Source organism: Dietzia aerolata (assembly GCF_014144865.1).
Taxonomy (GTDB): domain Bacteria; phylum Actinomycetota; class Actinomycetes; order Mycobacteriales; family Mycobacteriaceae; genus Dietzia; species Dietzia aerolata.
In genome coordinates this window covers 1-18,549 of sequence record NZ_JAALDM010000140.1, presented here as the reverse complement: position 1 = coordinate 18,549, position 18,549 = coordinate 1, and the positions used below count along the sequence as shown (strand labels likewise).

Annotated in this window: 13 protein-coding genes, 1 tRNA gene and 1 pseudogene; 10 read left to right on the top strand and 5 right to left on the bottom strand. The window is 69.1% G+C overall.

The window, feature by feature from the left end; genetic code table 11:
• Positions 1 to 822: DEAD/DEAH box helicase (locus G6016_RS09420; protein WP_182632413.1), on the bottom strand; the 822-nt coding region annotated here is incomplete at its 3' end.
• Positions 823 to 1,090: 268 nt separating this feature from the next.
• On the opposite strand from G6016_RS09420, the gene G6016_RS09415 reads away from it, so the two are divergent.
• The 3 genes from G6016_RS09415 to G6016_RS09405 all read left to right on the top strand — a co-directional run bounded on the left by G6016_RS09415 (position 1,091) and on the right by G6016_RS09405 (position 2,830).
• Positions 1,091 to 1,294 carry a cold-shock protein gene (locus G6016_RS09415; protein ID WP_182632412.1) on the top strand — a complete coding sequence of 68 codons (204 nt, stop codon included), beginning with the start codon at positions 1,091 to 1,093 and terminating at the stop codon, positions 1,292 to 1,294.
• A gap of 140 nt (positions 1,295 to 1,434) precedes the next feature.
• Positions 1,435 to 2,022, top strand: a complete 588-nt coding sequence (locus tag G6016_RS09410) for a hypothetical protein (protein ID WP_182632411.1) — start codon at positions 1,435 to 1,437, stop codon at positions 2,020 to 2,022.
• Positions 2,023 to 2,050: 28 nt separating this feature from the next.
• A complete protein-coding gene (locus tag G6016_RS09405) occupies positions 2,051 to 2,830 on the top strand; it encodes an NRDE family protein (protein WP_241730032.1) in 780 nt (259 codons plus the stop codon).
• 292 nt (positions 2,831 to 3,122) lie between these two features.
• Here G6016_RS09405 and G6016_RS09400 read toward each other — a convergent pair whose 3' ends face one another.
• Both G6016_RS09400 and G6016_RS09395 read right to left on the bottom strand, forming a co-directional pair.
• Positions 3,123 to 4,217, bottom strand: coding sequence for a 2-oxoacid:ferredoxin oxidoreductase subunit beta (locus G6016_RS09400; protein WP_182632410.1), 1,095 nt, complete (start codon positions 4,215 to 4,217; stop codon positions 3,123 to 3,125).
• Positions 4,218 to 4,243: 26 nt separating this feature from the next.
• Positions 4,244 to 6,304: a 2-oxoacid:acceptor oxidoreductase subunit alpha gene (locus G6016_RS09395; RefSeq protein WP_187354470.1), complete on the bottom strand. Its 2,061-nt coding sequence runs from the start codon at positions 6,302 to 6,304 to the stop codon at positions 4,244 to 4,246.
• Positions 6,305 to 6,487: 183 nt separating this feature from the next.
• On the opposite strand from G6016_RS09395, the gene G6016_RS09390 reads away from it, so the two are divergent.
• Both G6016_RS09390 and topA read left to right on the top strand, forming a co-directional pair.
• Positions 6,488 to 8,317, top strand: a complete 1,830-nt coding sequence (locus G6016_RS09390; RefSeq protein ID WP_182632408.1) for an alpha/beta fold hydrolase — start codon at positions 6,488 to 6,490, stop codon at positions 8,315 to 8,317.
• 315 nt (positions 8,318 to 8,632) lie between these two features.
• Entirely contained in the window at positions 8,633 to 11,599 is a 2,967-nt protein-coding gene (gene topA / locus G6016_RS09385; RefSeq protein WP_182632407.1) for a type I DNA topoisomerase, read from the top strand.
• Positions 11,600 to 11,766: 167 nt separating this feature from the next.
• On the opposite strand, the gene G6016_RS09380 is transcribed toward topA, so the two are convergent.
• Positions 11,767 to 13,326, bottom strand: a complete 1,560-nt coding sequence (locus G6016_RS09380; protein ID WP_241730033.1) for an adenylate/guanylate cyclase domain-containing protein — start codon at positions 13,324 to 13,326, stop codon at positions 11,767 to 11,769.
• A gap of 107 nt (positions 13,327 to 13,433) precedes the next feature.
• On the opposite strand from G6016_RS09380, the gene G6016_RS09375 reads away from it, so the two are divergent.
• From G6016_RS09375 to G6016_RS09360, 4 genes are all read left to right on the top strand, one after another.
• Positions 13,434 to 14,645, top strand: a complete 1,212-nt coding sequence (locus G6016_RS09375; RefSeq protein WP_182632405.1) for a DNA polymerase III subunit delta' — start codon at positions 13,434 to 13,436, stop codon at positions 14,643 to 14,645.
• 141 nt (positions 14,646 to 14,786) lie between these two features.
• Positions 14,787 to 14,859, top strand: a tRNA-Thr gene (locus G6016_RS09370).
• 213 nt (positions 14,860 to 15,072) lie between these two features.
• A complete protein-coding gene (locus G6016_RS09365) occupies positions 15,073 to 15,876 on the top strand; it encodes a crotonase/enoyl-CoA hydratase family protein (protein WP_182632404.1) in 804 nt (267 codons plus the stop codon).
• A 106-nt stretch (positions 15,877 to 15,982) separates the two neighbouring features.
• Entirely contained in the window at positions 15,983 to 16,864 is an 882-nt protein-coding gene (locus G6016_RS09360; RefSeq protein ID WP_182632403.1) for a DUF1542 domain-containing protein, read from the top strand.
• Positions 16,865 to 16,882: 18 nt separating this feature from the next.
• Here the strand turns inward: G6016_RS09360 and G6016_RS09355 are convergent, their stop codons facing one another.
• Positions 16,883 to 17,743: an HNH endonuclease family protein gene (locus G6016_RS09355; RefSeq protein WP_241730030.1), complete on the bottom strand. Its 861-nt coding sequence runs from the start codon at positions 17,741 to 17,743 to the stop codon at positions 16,883 to 16,885.
• A gap of 136 nt (positions 17,744 to 17,879) precedes the next feature.
• On the opposite strand from G6016_RS09355, the pseudogene G6016_RS09350 reads away from it, so the two are divergent.
• A pseudogene (locus tag G6016_RS09350) lies at positions 17,880 to 18,549 on the top strand (hypothetical protein); the annotation flags it as partial.

The following is an 18,549-nucleotide window of genomic DNA, read 5'->3' as shown; positions in this document are numbered from 1 at the left end:
ACCCGTTAACCCCTCCATGAGCGGGGGTTCCCACAGGGCGACGGTGCGGCCGCCCTGGGGCGAGGCGTCGTCGGTCACCGCCACGCAGTCACGGCCGGTGAGGGTGCTCGCGGCGGCCGCGGCGTCGGAGGTGGTGGCCGAGGCCAGGACGAAGGTGGGAGCGGCGCCCATCGCGCGCGCCAACCGGTCCAACCGGCGTAGGACCAGCGCGACGTTGGAGCCGAACACACCGCGGTAGGAATGACATTCGTCGACGACGACGAAGTGCAGCCCCCGCAAAATACGTGTCCACTGGCGGGCGTTTCCCAGCATCGACAGGTGCAGCATGTCCGGGTTGGTGACGATCCACCGCGAGTTCTCCCGTATCCACGGGCGGGCGTCCGTGGGCGTGTCGCCGTCATAGGAGGCAGGGGCCACGTGGGCTAGCTCCGGCACCGCGTCGACCAGTGACACCACCGAGGAGAGCTGGTCCTGGCCGAGCGCCTTGGTGGGGGACAGGTACAGCACGCAGGCATTGGTGTTCTCCGCCAGCGCGCTCAGGGCGGGCAGCTGGTAGCCCAGCGATTTTCCGGACGCCGTGCCCGTGGCCACCACCACGTCGCGGCCGGCGTGGGCGTGCTCGGCGGTGGCGACCTGGTGTTCCCACGGGCGGTCCACACCGCGGCCTTGAAGTTCGGCCACCAGGCCCGGGTGCGTCCACAGCGGCCAGTCGGCGAAGCGGGCCTGCCGGGCCGGCAGGTCCACGGCGTGGGTGAGCGGGGAGGACTCGGAGGGCAGCTGGTCCAGCAGGTGCCCCAGGAGTTCACGACCGTACGATGTCACCCCTTGACCGTAGAGGTTGGCACGGTGCGGAGTGGCGGCCGCTCGCCTCTACATCAGGGGCGGGAAGGGTGTTGCAGGCCTGAACTGGTGATGAACTTCCCATATCTGCGAGCTACCTGCGGAGATCTGTTCTCCAATGCGCGTTCGCATGATCTACTGGACGAGGCCGACTTTCCCGACCCGGAAGACCCGGACGGGGCGTCGGCCCGATTCGCGTGGCCGACCCCGCGAGTCGCAACTGGCAGTACGGAAAAGGAATGCAGTAAACATGGCACAGGGCACCGTCAAGTGGTTCAACGCGGAAAAGGGCTACGGGTTCATCGCCCCCGAGGACGGTTCCGCCGACCTCTTCGTCCACTACTCCTCCATTGAGGGCAGCGGCTTCAAGTCGCTCGAGGAGAACCAGCGGGTCGAGTTCGAGGTCGGTGAGGGACAGAAGGGTCCTCAGGCGCAGGCGGTCCGCGCGCTCTGACCATCCCGATCTGACGCGAGGCCCCCACCGCTACCGGCGGTGGGGGTCTTGCTTTGTCTCGCCCGGCGTCACGCCGTGTCGAGTGGCTGGGTTTCGTGTCGTGTCGCTTGATGTCGGAGGGCGACCGTAGGCTCAGGGCCGTGACGCAGCTGTCGTTCTTCTCCGCGGACTCCCATGTCCCGGACCCCTCCGACCTCGAAGGCGCTCTCGCCGCGCGGGGCCAGTCGACACTCACCGATGCCAGCGCGCAGGTTTCCGTGGCTCTCGACGCCGGGTGGCGGGCGGACGCGCTGGTCGCCATCCTCACCCAGGCGGGCCTGGAGCCGGTGCGTTCGGAGGCTGACGAGGATGGACGATGCACGGTGTCCACGGCGCGGTCGGCGGAGCTTGTGCCGGTCGTGCGCCGCTGGCGGCGCGGCGCGGTCTCGGCGGTGCCGACCGGCTGGACCCCGACCGCGGGGGCGCTGCGCGTCTGGTTCCTCACCGCCGGCCACATCACGGCCGAGGGGATGATCGAACTCGGCATCGACGCCGGGGCCGAGCATCACGCCCCACGCCGGGAAGCACTCGGCGAGGCGCTGGCCCGCGTCGGTATCCGCTCTACATATGTCGGATCGAAGGGCGGCGGGCCGCTGTTCCGGCTGGGCACCAAACGCGCGCGTGCGCGGCTGGCCGAGAATCTGGGGGCAGCGCCCTCGCAGGCTCCGGCGGGGTGCTGGCCCGAGTAAGATTGACGCATCATGTGCATGCTCGTCGTTGCTCGTCGTTGCCCGTCGGGTGCATCACCGATATCCCCTCATCATCGTGGCCAACCGCGACGAGGTCCTCAAGCGGCCCACCGAGCCGATGCACGAGTGGACCGCCGAGCGCGAAGGGACCGGAGGCATCGTCGCCGGACGGGACGTCACCGCCGGCGGCACCTGGCTGTCCCTGGCCGCGGGCGGGCAGTTCGCGGCGGTCACCAACTTCCGTGAGCCCGGAACTCCGCCGCCGTCCGATGCGTCGCGGGGTGAACTGCCCGTCGACGCCCTCACCGGGGCCGTCCCGGCAACCGAGTATGTGCGGCACATCGCGCCGGACCTGGACCGGTATGCCGGCGTGAATCTGCTAGCGGGGGATCCGGACGAGTTGTGGTGGGCGTCCAACCGCTCCCGGCGCGGGCCCGAGCGCCTGGGGGAGCAGGTCCACGGACTGTCCAACGCGGCCCTGGACACCCCGTGGCCGAAGGTCACCGGCGCGGCCACCGACCTGCAGCGCTACGTCGATTCCGATGTGGTCTCCCGCCCCGACTGGTCGACCCCGCTCCTGGATCTCCTGGCCAGCCGCCGCCGTGCGCCGCTGCACCGCATGCCTCGCACCGGGGTCCCGCTGTGGCAGGAGTGGCAGCTCTCCTCGCGGTTCGTCCGCGTGGGCAAGTGGTACGGGACCCGGTCGACCACTGCGATCCGGATCGACGAGCACGGCACCGCCGACGTGGTGGAACGCACCTGGGACGCCCGTGGCGCCATCGCCGGGACGGTCAGCACACGGGTCTGAGGCGTCCGGCCCCTGGCGCGGCGACCATGCGTCGCGGCGACTGGCCGGCGCGGGCCCCTCTGGCGCAGGCACCGTGCGCCCCAGAGCTAGGCGCCCCTGACCGCGCGGCTTGTGTGCACCCGATTGGTGCCCCAACGGATGCACAACCCCGCGAGCGGGCGGCGAATGGGGTGCGCGAGTCGGAGGGGGTGCGCAGGCACGTAGCCCGCGGCAGGGAAATGCGCCACGGGGGCGGTCACCGGCTAAGCACAGCCGGTGACCGCCCCCGTGGGCGTTGGTGCGGGTGCCGCGGTCAGCGGACGGGGCGTGACTCCGAGTCCGGCACGGTCCAGGTGCTGGAGCCGTCGAGCAGTGCCTGGAGGTCGCTGGGTGCGGTTTCCTTGGCGGTGGCGACCTGGGCGCGAGCCTGGTCGTCGTAGGTCTCGCGGTGGACCTGGCGGATGATGCCCATGACCGTGTATTCGAGGTCCTGGCTGGACAGGTTTGCCAGGGCGTGGGCGTACGCCGGGTCGTCGGTGTGGGCGTCGTGGACGATGATGTCGGCCTCGTCCACGTCGGCGGTGGCGGCGACCTTCAGCGAGAAGCCGGACCGGACGACGCAGTGCTGGCCCTCTTCACCGAAGATGATCTTCTCGCCGTGACGCACGTGGATGATGTGGTCGGCGGCGTTCTCCTTACGCAGCAGGTCGAAGGAGCCGTCGTTGAAGATGGGGCAGTCCTGCATGATCTCCACGAAGCTGGTGCCGCGGTGTAGTGCGGCGGCCTCGAGGACCTCGGTCAGGCCCTTGCGGTCCGAGTCCAGGGCGCGGGCGACGAACGTGCCCTCGGCGCCCAGTGCCAGGGACAGGGTGTTGAAGGGGTGGTCCAGTGAGCCCATGGGGCTGGATTTGGTGACCTTGCCCGTCTCGGAGGTGGGCGAGTACTGGCCCTTGGTCAGCCCGTAGATCCGGTTGTTGAACAGCAGGATGTTGAGGTTGACGTTGCGGCGCAGGGTGTGGATGAGGTGGTTACCACCGATCGACATGGCGTCGCCGTCACCGGTGACGACCCAGACAGACTGGTCCTCACGGGTGGTGGCCAGGCCGGTCGCGATCGCCGGGGCGCGGCCGTGGATCGAGTGCATGCCGTACGTCTCGAGGTAGTACGGGAAGCGGCTCGAGCAGCCGATGCCGGAGATGAAGGTGATGTTCTCCCGCTTGAGTCCCAGCTTGGGCAGCAGGGAGCGGATGGTGGCCAGGATGACGTAGTCGCCACAGCCGGGGCACCAGCGCACCTCCTGGTCGGAGGTGTAGTCCTTGGGCTTTTGGGGTGCGTCGGTCTTGGGTACGTGAACCAACGCATCCAACGGCAAATCGGTGCCGACGAGTCCGGAATCGGTACTTGTCATGATGATCCTCTCCTCGCTCGCGGTGGTCAGCGGCTGACGTTGGCGGTGGTGGTGCCGGTGGCGGTGGTGCCGATCCGCCGGTTACGGGCGGCGGGTTCGCCGGTTGTCGTGGCGACACCGTCCAGGGCCAGCCGGTACTTGTCGTGCTCGGCGTGGGTGAGGCGGCCGGCGAACTCGGCCTCGATGGCCTCCTGCAGTTCCTCGGCCGAGAACGCCATGCCATGGACCTTGGTGATCGGCTGAATCTGTGCCGGGAAGCGAGCCTTGAGCAGCATCGACAGCTGGCCGAGGTTCATCTCGGGGACCAGGACCCGGCGGTACTTGCCCAGAACCTCGCCGATGTTGCCCGGCAGGGGATTGAGGTGCCGGACGTGGGTGCGGGCCACGCGGTGGCCGTTGGCGCGGGCGCGGCGCACGGCCTCGCCGATCGGGCCGTAGGACGAGCCCCAGCCGATAACCAGGACATCGGCCTCGCCGGACGGGTCGTCCACCTCGAGGTTGGGCACCTCGATCATCGCGATCTTGAGGGCGCGGATTCGCGTCATCAGGGCATGGTTGTCACCCGTGTAGGAGATGTTGCCGGTGCCGTTGGCCTTCTCCAGGCCGCCGATGCGGTGCTCCAGGCCCGGGGTGCCGGGGACGGCCCAGTCGCGGGCCAGGGTCTCCGGATGGCGGGCGTAGGGCAGGTACTCCTTGGCCTCCGCTGCCTCCTCGCCCTCTGCGGCTTCGGGGGCGACGGCGAAGTTCTTCTCGATCTTCGGCAGGTCCGTCACATCAGGCAGGAGCCACGGCTCGGAGCCGTTGGCGATTGCGCCATCCGACAGCAGGATGACCGGGGTGCGGTAGGTGACCGCGATGCGGGCGGCCTCACGGGCGGCGTCGAAGCAGTCGGCGGGCGACTGCGGCGCCACCACCGCGACAGGCGACTCACCGTTGCGGCCGAACAGTGCCTGCAGCAGGTCGGACTGTTCGGTCTTGGTGGGCAGGCCGGTGGAGGGGCCGCCACGCTGGACGTCCACGACCACGAGCGGCAGCTCGGTCATCACGCCGAGGCCGATCGCCTCGGACTTCAGGGCCAGACCCGGCCCGGAGGTCGAGGTGACGCCCAGGGAACCGCCGTAGGAGGCGCCGAGCGCCGCCGCGACACCGGCGATCTCGTCCTCGGCCTGGAACGTGGTCACATCGAACTGCTTGAGCTTGCTCAGCTCGTGCAGGATGTCCGAGGCCGGGGTGATGGGGTAGGTGCCCAGAAAGACCGGCATCTCGGCGGACACGCCCGCGGTGACCAGGCCGTAGGCCAGGGCGGTGTTGCCGGTGACCTGGCGGTAGCGGCCCGCCGGGAGCTTGGCCGGCTGGATCTCGTACTCGGAGGCGAAGGCCTCGGTGGTCTCGCCGTAGTTCCATCCGGCCCGCAGCGCGAGGATGTTGGCCTCGAGGATGTTCGGCTTCTTGGCGAACTTGTCCTGCAGGAACTTCTCAATCGACTCGACCGTGCGGCCGTACATCCACATGAGCAGCCCTAGCGCGAACATGTTCTTGCAGCGCTCGGCGTCCTTCTTGCCGATGTCCACCGACTCCACGGCGCCGATGGTGATGGTGCCCATCGCGACCTCGTGGACCTGGAACGCCTCGAACGCCGGCGTTCCGATCGGGTTGGACTCGTAGCCGACCTTGGTGAGATTGCGCTTGGTGAACTCATCCGAGTTGACGATGAGAATCCCGCCCGACGGCAGGTCGGCGATGTTCGCCTTGAGTGCGGCCGGGTTCATCGCCACCAGAACGTCGGGACGGTCACCCGCGGTGAGGATGTCGTAGTCCGCGATCTGGATTTGGAAGCTCGAGACGCCGTGGATCGTGCCCTGGGGGGCGCGGATCTCCGCGGGGTAGTTCGGTTGAGTGGCCAGGTCGTTGCCGAACGCGGCGGCCTCGGAGGTGAACTGATCACCGGCGAGCTGCATGCCGTCTCCCGAGTCACCCGCGATACGGATGACCACCTTGTCCAGCCTGGTCTTGGACGCATTGCCCACCGCTGCTGACCTCCAGTAAGTCGTAATGATCGGGCTCGCCGGGAATTCCCGTTTAGCCATCGATGGTACGCCTGTTCAGGCGTGACCTGCGGCTACGTTAAAGCTGGCAGAACTGTAACAGGTTCCAGTCATTAATCGTGACCTTCCCCTCAGATGGTAGACCGATCTGTCTATCGGGGCCAGTTCGGGCCGTGATCTCGCAATTTCCCGCCGCCTGCCAGCGGGGATGAAAAACTCATCACCATGCCCCTTGCTCCGCAGCGCGCTGCGTTTCCTGACATCCCCGGCAGCCAGCCAGGCCGCCAGCCCGGCCTCTTCTCCGGCCGCCTCGCCGCCGGTTCCTCCTCACTCGCGGTGGCCGCTCTGGCCGCCACGGCCGCGCTCCTCGCACCGATCGCCTCGGCGGCCCCCGGCAGTTCTCCGGGGAGTAGCGATTCCGTCGGAAGTGGTGGCGGGTCGACCTCCGACGCCGCCCCGGGTGTCGGTGCCCCCGTCGATACGTCGATGCCCCCGGTCGGCGACGCGCTCACCTGGACCGAGTGCCAACCGGAGTCGGCGGAAGAGGCCGAGGATTTCCTGCTTCCGCGACCAGACGTGCTGTGCTCCTCGGTGCCGATACCAGTCGACCACGCGGACCCGGACGGGCGCACCGTAGACGTGGAGGTCCGCCGGATCACCGCGACGGGCGCCAGGACGGGCACGGTGTTCGGTAACCCCGGAGGGCCGGGCGGCGACGCCCGCACCCTGTGGTACTCGGCCATCGACGCCGAGGGCGACTCTCCGATGGACTCGCTCCGCAGCACCAACGACCTGGTGATCGTGCAGCCCCGCGGCCTGGAGGGGTCGGGAGCGCTCGAGTGCGCGCCGGACGAGACCGAAGTCCCGAGCAATCCGCTCCGGGCCAAGATGTGCATGGACGCTGATCCGGAACTGGTCTCCTCATTCACCACCGAGAACCTGGTCCGTGACCACGAGTACGTCCGCCGGGCCATGGGCCTGGACCGCATCACTTTCTACGGCTACTCCTACGGCACCGCGATCGGCATGGTCTACCAGACCCTGTTCCCGGGCAGCATCCACCGGATGGTCCTGGATTCCTCGGTCGGCCCCACCGATACCTGGTGGTACGAGTCGCACCAGCTCCAGGCGGAGAACCGCTACCAGGCCCGCAACTACGTGCTGGAGTGGATCGCCGAGCACGACGCCACCTACGGGCTCGGCGACACCCCGCTGAAGGTGTACCAGCAGATCCACGAGCTGGACCTGTCCGAGGGGAGTGCCGCTGCGAGGTTCCTGCCGCCGCCGGCGCAGGAGGGTGACACGGTCGCCGGTTCGCTCCCGGTCGGGTCGGCCGGCGGGTCGGCGAGCGGCTCCGCCGACGCGCTGGAGACCGGCTCGGTCCGCCTGGACAATTTCGCGGCCGCCTCCTCCGGCGCGTTCGACGAGGACGTGGAGGGGGCCGTGGGCTACTTCCAGATCCTCGACGCGCAGAGCCGCCACCCCGACACCTGGTCGGAGATCGCGTGGGTGATCTCGGCGAAGATCCACGGCACGGTCGCGCGGGCGGCGTCCCCGGCGGAGCTGTTCGAACTCATCGAGGAGGATTCGCCGCATCCGCTGCTCTCCTCGGACATGAATACCTATCTGACGATACTCAACTGCAACGAGACCGCGCCGCCGGCGGGCTCCCCGTTCGCGGAGCAGATGCTGGGCAGCAGCGATTCGGCGGGCAGCACCACCGAGGAGGCATGGGCGCTGGAGGAGCAGACGGAGTACTGCCTGTACCCGCCGTCAGCGGTGCCGCCGAAGATCCAGCCCAACGAGATGGAGGCGCAGCCGCTCATCCTCCAGTCGGACCACGACCCCAACACGCCCGGGATGCACGGCCCGACCACGGCCGCCGCGACGGGCGGAACCCTGGTCCGGATCAAGGGGACGGTGCACTGCCACTTCGACACGGGCAACGACGCCGTCGACGCCGTCGTCCTCAACTACCTGCGCACGGGCGAGGTTCCCGAGGGCCTGTACCTGGACACCCCGCGCCCGAGCCCGGGACCGGCGCCCTGGGCCTGACCGGCCCGCGGGTGTGACCGCCTCTCCGCGCCCTATGTTGGAGCGGCGCGTGAGGAGGCTTGTGGCGGGTGGGCGGTGGGGAACCGGGAGTAATGGGGGACGACGACGACGGCGCCCGTCGGCATTGCTCCCGGGCCCCGGACCGCCCACCCGGGAGACGTTCCGGGCGATCTTCCGGGTGTATCGCGTTTCTCACCTGTGGCGACCGGGCTGGTATGAATTCCTATAGAAAGGCCCCGGCACGCGTACCGTAGCCGGGACCGGGGATCGGTGGCAGCCGTCGTCGAGGCAACAGCGCAGGTTGGGAGCGGTTCAGTGGCGAGCAAGCAGACAGCATCGGGCGGACAGCGGAGCCTGGTGATCGTCGAGTCCGCCACCAAGGCACGGAAAATTCAGCCGTACCTTGGCTCCGATTACGTGGTCGAGGCCTCCGTGGGGCACATCCGTGACCTGCCTAAGGGTGCCGCCGACATCCCGGCCAAATACAAGAAGGAACCGTGGGCGCGCCTCGGCGTGAACCCGGATGACGACTTCGAGCCCATCTACGTCGTCAGCGCCGACAAGAAGAAGAAGGTCGCCGAGCTCAAGAAGGAACTCGCCGGCGTCGACCAGCTCCTGCTCGCGACAGACCCCGACCGTGAGGGCGAGGCGATCGCCTGGCACCTGCTCGAGGTCCTCAAGCCCAAGGTGCCGGTCAAGCGGATGGTGTTCCACGAGATCACCAAGCCCGCGATCCTCGCGGCCGCCGAGAACACCCGCGAGCTCGACACCGACCTGGTCGACGCCCAGGAGACCCGCCGCATCCTCGACCGTCTGTACGGCTACGAGGTCTCGCCGGTGTTGTGGAAGAAGGTCATGCCGCGACTGTCCGCCGGGCGCGTGCAGTCCGTGGCCACCCGCGTGATCGTCGAGCGCGAGCGCGAGCGGATGGCGTTCATCGCCGCCGACTACTGGGACATCACCGCCTCCCTGGCGACCCTGGGCAACACCGGGGGCGACGCCGGTGAACCGCGCAGCTTCACCGCGCGACTGTCCGCCGTCGACGGCGCCCGCGTGGCACAGGGCCGAGACTTCGGCCAGGACGGCAAACTCAAGTCCACCGGCGCGGCCAAGGACTCCGTGGTGCTCGTGGAGAACGCCGCCAAGGCATTGGCGGGCGCTCTGGAGGGTGCCGACTTCGTCGTCGACTCCGTGGAGTCCAAGCCCTACACACGGCGCCCCTACGCACCGTTCATGACCTCCACGCTCCAACAGGAGTCCGGCCGCAAGCTCCGCTACACCTCGGAGCGGACGATGCGCATCGCGCAGCGGCTGTACGAGAACGGCTACATCACCTACATGCGTACTGACTCGACGACCCTGTCGGAGTCCGGCATCGCCGCCGCCCGTGCGCAGGCCGCGGAGCTGTACGGCAGCGACTACGTCTCGCCCTCGCCGCGGCAGTACACGCGCAAGGTCAAGAACTCGCAGGAGGCGCACGAGGCCATCCGCCCCGCCGGCGAGACCTTCGCCACCCCCGGCCAGCTGCACAGTGTGCTCGACGCCGAGGAGTACCGCCTCTACGAGCTGATCTGGCAGCGCACCGTCGCCTCCCAGATGGCCGACGCCCGCGGCACCACCGTGAGCATCCGCATCACCGGCCGCGCCGGCGCCAACGACTCCGGCTACCGCGACGCCACCTTCGCCGCCTCGGGCCGCACCATCACCTTCCCCGGCTTCCTCAAGGCCTACGTCGAGTCCACCGACGAGACCGCCTCGGACAAGCAGATGGCCGACGACGCCGAGCGCCGCCTGCCCCGCCTCGACGAGGGCCAGCAGCTCACGGGCTCCGACCTCGTGGCCGACGGGCACACCACCAGCCCGCCCTCGCGCTACAACGAGGCCAGCCTCGTCAAGGCGATGGAGGAGATGGGCATCGGACGCCCCTCGACCTACGCCAGCATCATCCGCACCATCCAGGACCGCGGCTACGTCTACTCGCGTGGCAATGCGCTCGTGCCCAGCTGGGTCGCCTTTGCCGTGGTGGGGCTGCTCGAGCAGAACTTCGGGCGACTCGTGGACTACGACTTCACCTCGCTCATGGAGGACGAGCTCGACGCGATCGCCGAGGGCCGCGAGAACCGCGACGACTGGCTGCGGCGCTTCTATTTCGGTGCCGCCGAGGCCGACGGGGCCAGCGCCCGCGAGGCGAGGAGCTCCGACTACGCCGTGGGTCTGAAGAACCTCGTCGACGTCAACCTCGAGGCCATCGACGCCCGCAGCATCAACTCCATCCGCGTCTTCGACGACTCGGAGGGGCGGCCCGTCCACGTGCGGGTCGGTCGCTACGGCCCCTACCTCGAGCGCATGGTCGCCGGCGAGAACGGCGAGCCCGAGTCGCAGCGCGCCAACCTGCCCGAGGGCATGAGCCCCGACGAGCTCACCCTCGCCGTGGCCGAGAAGCTGTTCGCCACCCCGCAGGATGGTCGCCCGCTGGGCGTCGACCCCGCCACCGGGCACGAGATCGTGGTCAAGGACGGCCGCTACGGCCCGTACGTCACCGAGAAACTGCCCGAGGCCTCGGACGCGGAGAAGAAGGTCTGGGCCGAGAAGGTCATGGCCGAGGCCGCCGACGAGAAGAAGCGGATCGACGCCGAGCGTGAGGCCGCGATCGCCGCGGCGAAGAACGACGACGAGATCGCCGAGGCCAAGAAGGCGGCCACCAAGGCCAAGGCCGCGGTGACCCGTAAGGCCAAGAAGGACGCCGACAGCCCCACCGGGCCCAAGCCCCGCACCGGTTCGCTCATGCAGTCCATGGAGCCGGCCACGGTGACCCTGGAGGACGCACTCAAGCTGCTGTCCCTGCCGCGCGTGGTGGGCGTCGACCCGACCAGCGGCGACGAGATCACCGCGCAGCTCGGCCGCTACGGTCCGTACCTGCGCAAGGGCACCGACTCGCGCACGCTCGAGTCCGAGGATGCCGTGTTCACGGTGACCCTCGACGAGGCCCTGAAGATCTACTCCGAGCCCAAGCGTCGTGGCCGTCAGGCCGCCGCCCCCAAGGCGCTGCGCGAGCTGGGCGTCGACGAGGTCTCCGGCAAGCAGATGCTGGTCAAGGACGGGCGCTTCGGTCCGTACGTCACCGACGGCGAGTCCAACGCCTCCCTGCGCAAGGGCGACACCGTGGAGACGCTCACCGACGCGCGCGCCTCCGAGTTGCTGTCTGAGCGCCGCGCCAAGGCTCCGGCGAAGAAGGCCCCGGCCAAGCGCGCGCCCGCCAAGAAGAAGGCCCCGGCCAAGTAGCCCGACGCCCCGTCCAGAAGTGGGTTTCGCCCGCGTTGTTCGAGTAGATCCGTGCGGAACACTCTTCTCGATGAGCGCGACCTGGCGCGACCTGGCGTAGCGCGCCCGGCGTTGGCGCAACCGGGCGTAGCACGCCCGGCAGGGGCCGGTGCCCGGTGCAGATCTGGTCAGCCGGTGAGGTCGTCGGCGGGCGCCGGACGCAATGCCACGTTGCCGGCCTGCCACCGATCGGCGAGTGTCGGGCGCAGGGGGCGGGCGAGCTGGGTCATGATGCCGCGCCCGCGCAGTTCCACGCTCCGACCGAGCACCCAGCGGGCCACCTCGGGCGCGTCGGCGCGCCTGATCGCCGCAGCGGACGCCAGGACGTGCCCCTGCTCCATCTTGGCCAGGGTGGTCAGGCGGGCGGCCTCGTTGACCGGGTCGCCGATCACCGTGTACTCGAAGCGCTTGGCGTGGCCGATATGCCCGGCGATGACCGTGCCGTAGGACACCCCGATTCCGGCGGTCAGAGGCGCCAGTTCGGACAGTTTGGACTGGATCGCGCGGGCGGCCCGGAGCGCACGTCCGGCCTCGTTCTCGACCTCGATCGGCGCCCCGAACACGGCCAGGAGTGCGTCGCCCTGGAACTTGTTGATGTACCCGTCGTTGGAGTCGACGGCTTCGACCGCAATCCGGAAGAAATCGTTGAGCACGGACACGACCTCGGCCGGCTCGTGCGCGGCGGCGAACTCTGTCGAGCCGGTCAGGTCGACGAACAGGATCGCGACCTCGCGTTCCTGCCCGCCCAGTTCGGTGCCCCGTTCGAGGGCGTTGCGGGCCACGTCCTCGCCGACGTAGCGACCGAACAGGTCCTGGATGGCCTCGCGTTCCTGCAGGCCGGTCACCATCTCGTTGAATCCCTGGGCGAGTCGGCCGATCTCCGAGGAGTCATAGATCGTCACCCGGGTCTCCAGATCGCCCTTCTTGACCCGCCGGACACCGTCCTGCATCTCGCGCACGGGGTCGGCGATGGAGTCGGACACCAGGCTCATGCCGATCGCGCCGGCGATCACGGAGGCGCTGGCCAGTACCGCCAGTGCCACCAGGATGTGGTTGGGGTCGTATCCGAACAGGCCGAACCAGTGGCCGATGAGGATCAGGATGATGCCGGCGATGGGGATCACGGTGGTCAGCGCCCAGCCGAGGAAGATCCGGCGACGCACCCCGGGGACGTGTTTGCCGGCGGGCACCCCGCGGGACAGCGCGCGGACGGTGATCGGCCGCATGATCCGCTCGGCCTGGAGGTAGGAGATCAGGCACGTGGTGGAGCCGCCGAGGATGCTCGTCACCCCCACAACCAGGGCGAGGCGCGGGGAGTGCCCGACGTTGACGACGATGAACAAGATCGTGCCGATCATCCACATGGCGCCAGAGATGAGCGCTTGATGGAACGGCAGACGCAGGGTTCGGGTGCGGATCTCGCCGCCGAAGTCTCGGCCCGAGCGATCAGCTCGGAGGACCGGGAGCAGCAGCAATGTGGAGGCGATGACGCCGCCGATGAACGCCAGCACCAGGTAGCCGATGAACAGGTACTGGTTGATGAACTTGAATTCCTCGAGGTCCAGGAACCGGTCCATCGGCAAGACGAAGCGCAGGAAAGCAAAGACGAAGACCGCGCCGATGATGTTGGCCTGCATCATCGTCAGCGCGTAGACGGGCCAGGGAGTGGCCCATAGCCACCTGAACATCTTCACCCAGCGCTCCATTGCGTCCCAGCCTAGTTCGCGCCGGTCATCCCGTGAACCGAGGAGTGCGTGAACTGCGGTGTGTCGGAGCACGGCGATAGGGTGGAGCCATGCCCGGGGTGTTCGATCGTCTGGCCGGTCAGGCCGAGGCGGTGGCGGAGTTAACCGCTGCCGCCACCGCTGCTCGTCTCCGTGTCCCGGGACAGGGGTGGGACGAGTCGGACGCCCGCATGGTCCACGCGTGGTTGTTCACCGGCCCGCCGGGCAGTGGGCGCAGCGTGGCAGCCATGGCGTTCGCGGCAGCGTTGCAGTGCGAGGACCCGGAGGTCGTGGGCTGCGGCGAGTGCCGGGCCTGCCACACGGTCCTGGCCGGAACCCATGCGGACGTGCACCTGTTGGCCCCACAAGGCGTCAATATCCTGCTCAAGGACGTAAAGGAGACCATCCACCGCGCCGCCAGCAGGCCCGGCACCGGTCGCTGGCAGATCGTCGTGGTCGAGGAGGCGGACCGGCTCACGGAACAGTCGGGCAACGCCCTGCTCAAAGTGGTCGAGGAGCCGCCCAGCCGGACCGTGTTCCTGCTGTGCTCGCCCACCACTGACCCGATGGACATCATGGTCACCCTCCGGTCCAGGTCACGGAATGTCGCGCTGCGCCAGCCCAACGCCGCGGCGGTAGAGCAGGCACTCCTCGTGAACGGGGAGATCGATCCGGACATGGCGCGGTGGGCGGCATCGGTGTCGTCGGGCCATGTCGGCCGGGCGCGGTGGTTGGCCACGGACGAGGCCACGCGGGAGCGTCGTGAGGTCGTTCTGAAGCTGCCCATGGTCATGCACAATCCGAGCCGCGCGTTCCCCCTGGCGGACCAGCTGGTCAAAACCGCTGAGCAGGAGGCGATCGCCCGCAACACCGAGTCCGATGAGCGGGAGGTCGAGGAGCTGCGGACTGCGCTCGGCGCCGGAGGCACGGGAAAGGGAACGGCGGCAGCGGGCCGGGGGGCGTCGGGGGCGGTCAAGGAACTGGAACGTGCCCAGAAGTCGCGCCGGACCCGGTCGACGAGGGACTCGCTGGATCTTGCGTTGGTTGACCTCGCGGGTTTCTACCGGGATGCGTTGATGGCGTCGATTGGGGCGAGCGACGTCTCAGCGGTGCACGCGGACAAGGCGGGGGAGGCGGCCCGGCTCGGTGGTCACTACCCGGCGGCGTCGATCCTCAAAGCCATCGAGGCGGTTCAGGACTGCCGTCGGGCGATCGAGGTCAACGTCAAACCCAGATTCGCGGTTTCCGCGATGGTCGGCGCCATTCGCGCTGCACTGTCCTGATCGCGGGCAGCGGGCAGCGGGCGCTAAGCGCCGAGATGCCAGGCCCGTGGCCGGTGAAGCCGCGGCCGTGCACCCGGTGGAGCCCTCGTTTTTTAGGTGACGGGCCCCGTCGGATATAGTTGCCTCGCCCCACAAGGGCTCGCCGCGTTAGCTCAGTCGGTAGAGCATTTCACTCGTAATGAAAAGGTCGTCGGTTCGATTCCGACACGCGGCTCAACAAAGACCAGGACACAGGTGTTGCAGACACTTTGTGGGCCTGGTCTTTTTCATGTCCGGATGCGTGATCGATGTCCGGTACAGGCCCGGCCTCAGGAGCTCGCTTCACGCCTCAACGGGGGCCAATCCCGCGGACATCGCACGTCCGGTGACGGGGGAGCGTGCCGTTGGTTAGCGTGGATCGGCGCCCCTCGACCTAAGGATGAGACCGATGACCTCCACGCCCCTGCTCGTCGAACGAGCCGACCACGTCGAGACCTGGACCCTCAACCTGCCGGACTCTCGCAACCCCATCTCCGACCCTGCGATCGTGGACGCACTGTGCGAGCAGGTGGCTGTGGTCAACGCCGACCACGACGTGCGGGCCGTGGTCCTCACCGGCGCCGGATCGGCGTTCTCGGCAGGCGGAAACGTCAAGGACATGGTCGATCGCTCGGGCATGTTCGGCGGCAGCCCCTACCAGCTGCGCGACGGCTACCGCGGCGGCATCCAGCGGATCCCGAGGGCGCTCTATCACTGTGAGGTGCCGGTGATCGCCGCAGTCAACGGACCCGCTGTCGGGGCGGGCTGCGACCTTACGCTGATGTGCGATCTGCGGGTGGCCAGCACGAAGGGCTGGTTCGCCGAGAGCTTTGTTCAGCTCGGGATCATCCCCGGCGACGGTGGCGCGTGGCTACTGACCAAGGCGATCGGTCCGGCCCGTGCCGCGGAGATGGCACTCACCGGCGATCGGGTGAAGGCCGACCAGGCCCTCGAATGGGGCCTGGTCAACCAGGTCGTCGAGCCTGAAGAGCTTATGGACGCGGCACGCGCGCTGGCCGCGAGGGTGGCCAAGAACCCGCCGCACTCGGTACGGATGGCCAAGCGCCTCCTACGCGAGTCCCAGCATCAGTCGCTCGAATCGCTCCTCGAACTCTCGGCGGCGATGCAGGCCCTGGCCCACCACACCGAGGACCACCGCGAGGCGCTGGCCGCGTTCGGGGAGAAGCGCCCCGGCAACTACACGGGCCGATAGCTGCGGCAACGGCACTCCTCGCCGCCGGGCTCGGGGGCTTCACGCGAATCCGACCAGCGCTGATCTCGGTAGTCTTGACACGTAGTACCGAGAAAGGTCGCCTCCCGTGGAATTCCTCCTCATCATCGCCGTGATCGCGGTGGCCGTCGCTGTGGTCTCCCGGAGCCAGAGCAAGGGTCAGACCCAGTTGCAGGCTCACGAGAATCGTCACCTTGAGGACTACCGCGCGGAGGCGTCGCGTTGGGTCGAGCGTCTCGGCGGGCAGGTTCTCCACCTCGACGGCATCGATGAACCGTCCAAGCAAGCGCTGGCGGACGCCTCGGAGCGGTACACCGCCGCGGTCTCGGACCTGGAGAAGGCGCGCACGCCGGTCCAGGCGCAATTGGCCAAGGACACCGCGCTGGAGGGGTTGTACTACGTGCGCGCGGCCCGGAAGGCGATGGGCCTGGACCCTGGGCCCGAACTGCCGGCGACCCCCGGCCAGGATCGCGCCGGTCGGGTGACCGAGGACCGCACCGTCGATGTCGAGGGTCGTTCCATGAGTGCCTCCACCGACCCGAGCGACAAGACCCCGCACTACTACCCGGGCGGCGTCGTCGCCGGTCGACCGGTACCGGCCGGCTGGTACTCGGAGCCCTGGTGGGCGTCCGCGATGGCCAGCGGCATGTGGATGATGAGCTCGATGCTGATGTTCAACATGATGTTCGCCGGGATGTCGGGCGTCGGCTACTCGGGTGAGGACTTCGAGGCCGGTGTCGGTGAAGGCGGTCAAGACGTCAGCGACATGGGCGGCGGCGACGGCGGTGACGGCGACATGGGTGGAGACATGGGCGACGGCGGAGACATGGGCGGGGACGGCGGCGATGGCGGCGGGTTCTTCGACGGTGGTCTCTTCGGCGGCGGTGGCGGAGACGGTGGCGGCGACGGCGGCGGATTCTTCGACGGCGGCCTGTTTGGCGGCGACGGCGGAGGCCTGTTCGACTTCTGATCCGTACGGACTCAGAACTCAGCAGCTGGCCAGGATGCGGTCCATCGCGTCGCGCTCGGCCTGCGTCACCCACAGCCCGTAGCGCTCCTTGACCAGGACCTGGCGCGAGACGTAACCGCACCGGAACTCGCGTCGCGGCGGCAACCAGGTGGCGGTGTCCCCGTCCCCCTTCTGTTGGTTGGCCCGGCCGGAGACCGCCAGGAGGTTGAGGGGGTCGTTGGCGAAGTCGCGACGCTGCTGCTCGGTGAGCTGCTGGGCACCCTTCTGCCAGGCGTCCGACAGCGCCACCACGTGATCGATCTGCACTAGCGAGGACGTGTCCTGTCCTCGCTGGAACTCGATCCGCTCCCCGGTGTACGGCCCGTCCAGCACGCCGGTGAGCACCACGCAGTCCCGCGTGCCGGGCCGGAACGTGATGTCGTACAGGTCCCGTTTGAGGATGTCGTTGCGGGTGTCGCAGCCGTTGCGCCCGAACTCCACACCCACATCGTCGGACCAGGCCTGCCCGAACAGATCCCGGTCGTAGCCGGTCTTGGGTGCGCGGCCCTTGACCTCGAGTTGCCCCACCGCCTCGCGGGCCGCCGGGACGAGTGGGTCACCGCCGGGAGCGGGCGCCTCCGGGGCGGGTGGCGCTCCGGGCTCACCGGGGGGCGGCGCCGGAGCGGGTGCGGGCGCGGGGGTGGGTGGAAGAAGAGAATCCGACGACGACGACCCCGCCGGCGTCGTCGGAACGGCCTGCGAGGTCTCGGTATCGCGGAACGCGCTTCCTCCGCCGAGGGCATCGCCGCCTCCATCGACGTCGGCGCACCAGCCGATGCCTGCCAGGAGTGCCACGCCGAGGACGACACCGATAACTGGTCGAGAGGTCCGCGAGCTCATGCGGGGCACCATAGCCACGCACTCCGACATCATCGCCGGGGCCCCGCCACGCCCCGCCCGGAAATCTGGCCGTCCTCACCGGGCGGGCAGCTGTCCTCCGGGTGTGTGTCGGAGGGGGCGGCTAGTCTGACCCGCGATGTCGACCACCGACCAGAACCCGCCTCCCACTGAGCCCGCGACGCCCGCCGGTTCAGGCGAGCCCGCGCGCGCTTCGGGGGCCGTGCGCGCTCCGGAAGACGTGGTCGGTGCGCGGAACACGGCGGAGGACAGTGCGCGGAACACAGCGGAGGACAGTGCTCGGATCAGTGCCCGCGCGCTGGTCGGGCTGTGCGCGTCGGTCGTGGTGGCGGCCGCGATGGTGCGGCTCTGGGTCGCGGGTGCGGGCTGGTTCTACTGGGACGATCTGATCCTGCACGGCCTGGCCTCCGGATACTCCTGGCCGTCCCCGGAGCTGCTGCTCACCGACCATGACGGGCACCTCATGCCGGGCGGGATGCTCCTGGCGTGGATCGCCGCGCACGCCGCGCCCCTGGATTTCCGACTGCCACTGGCACAGATCGTGGTGCTCCAACTGCTCGCCGGAGCGGCCTACGCCCGCATGCTGTGGGTCCTGCTCCGCGGCCGGCCGGTGCTGCTCGTCCCACTCATCGCCGGGCTGGTCATCCCGCTCGGCCTGCCGGCGGCAACCTGGTGGGCGTCCGCGCTCAACGTGCTCCCGCTCATCGCGGCGCTGGCGTGGGCGGTCACCGCGATGGTCCAGCTCGCCCGGACCGGCCACCGCCGGCACGCGGTGTGGGCGGCGGTGG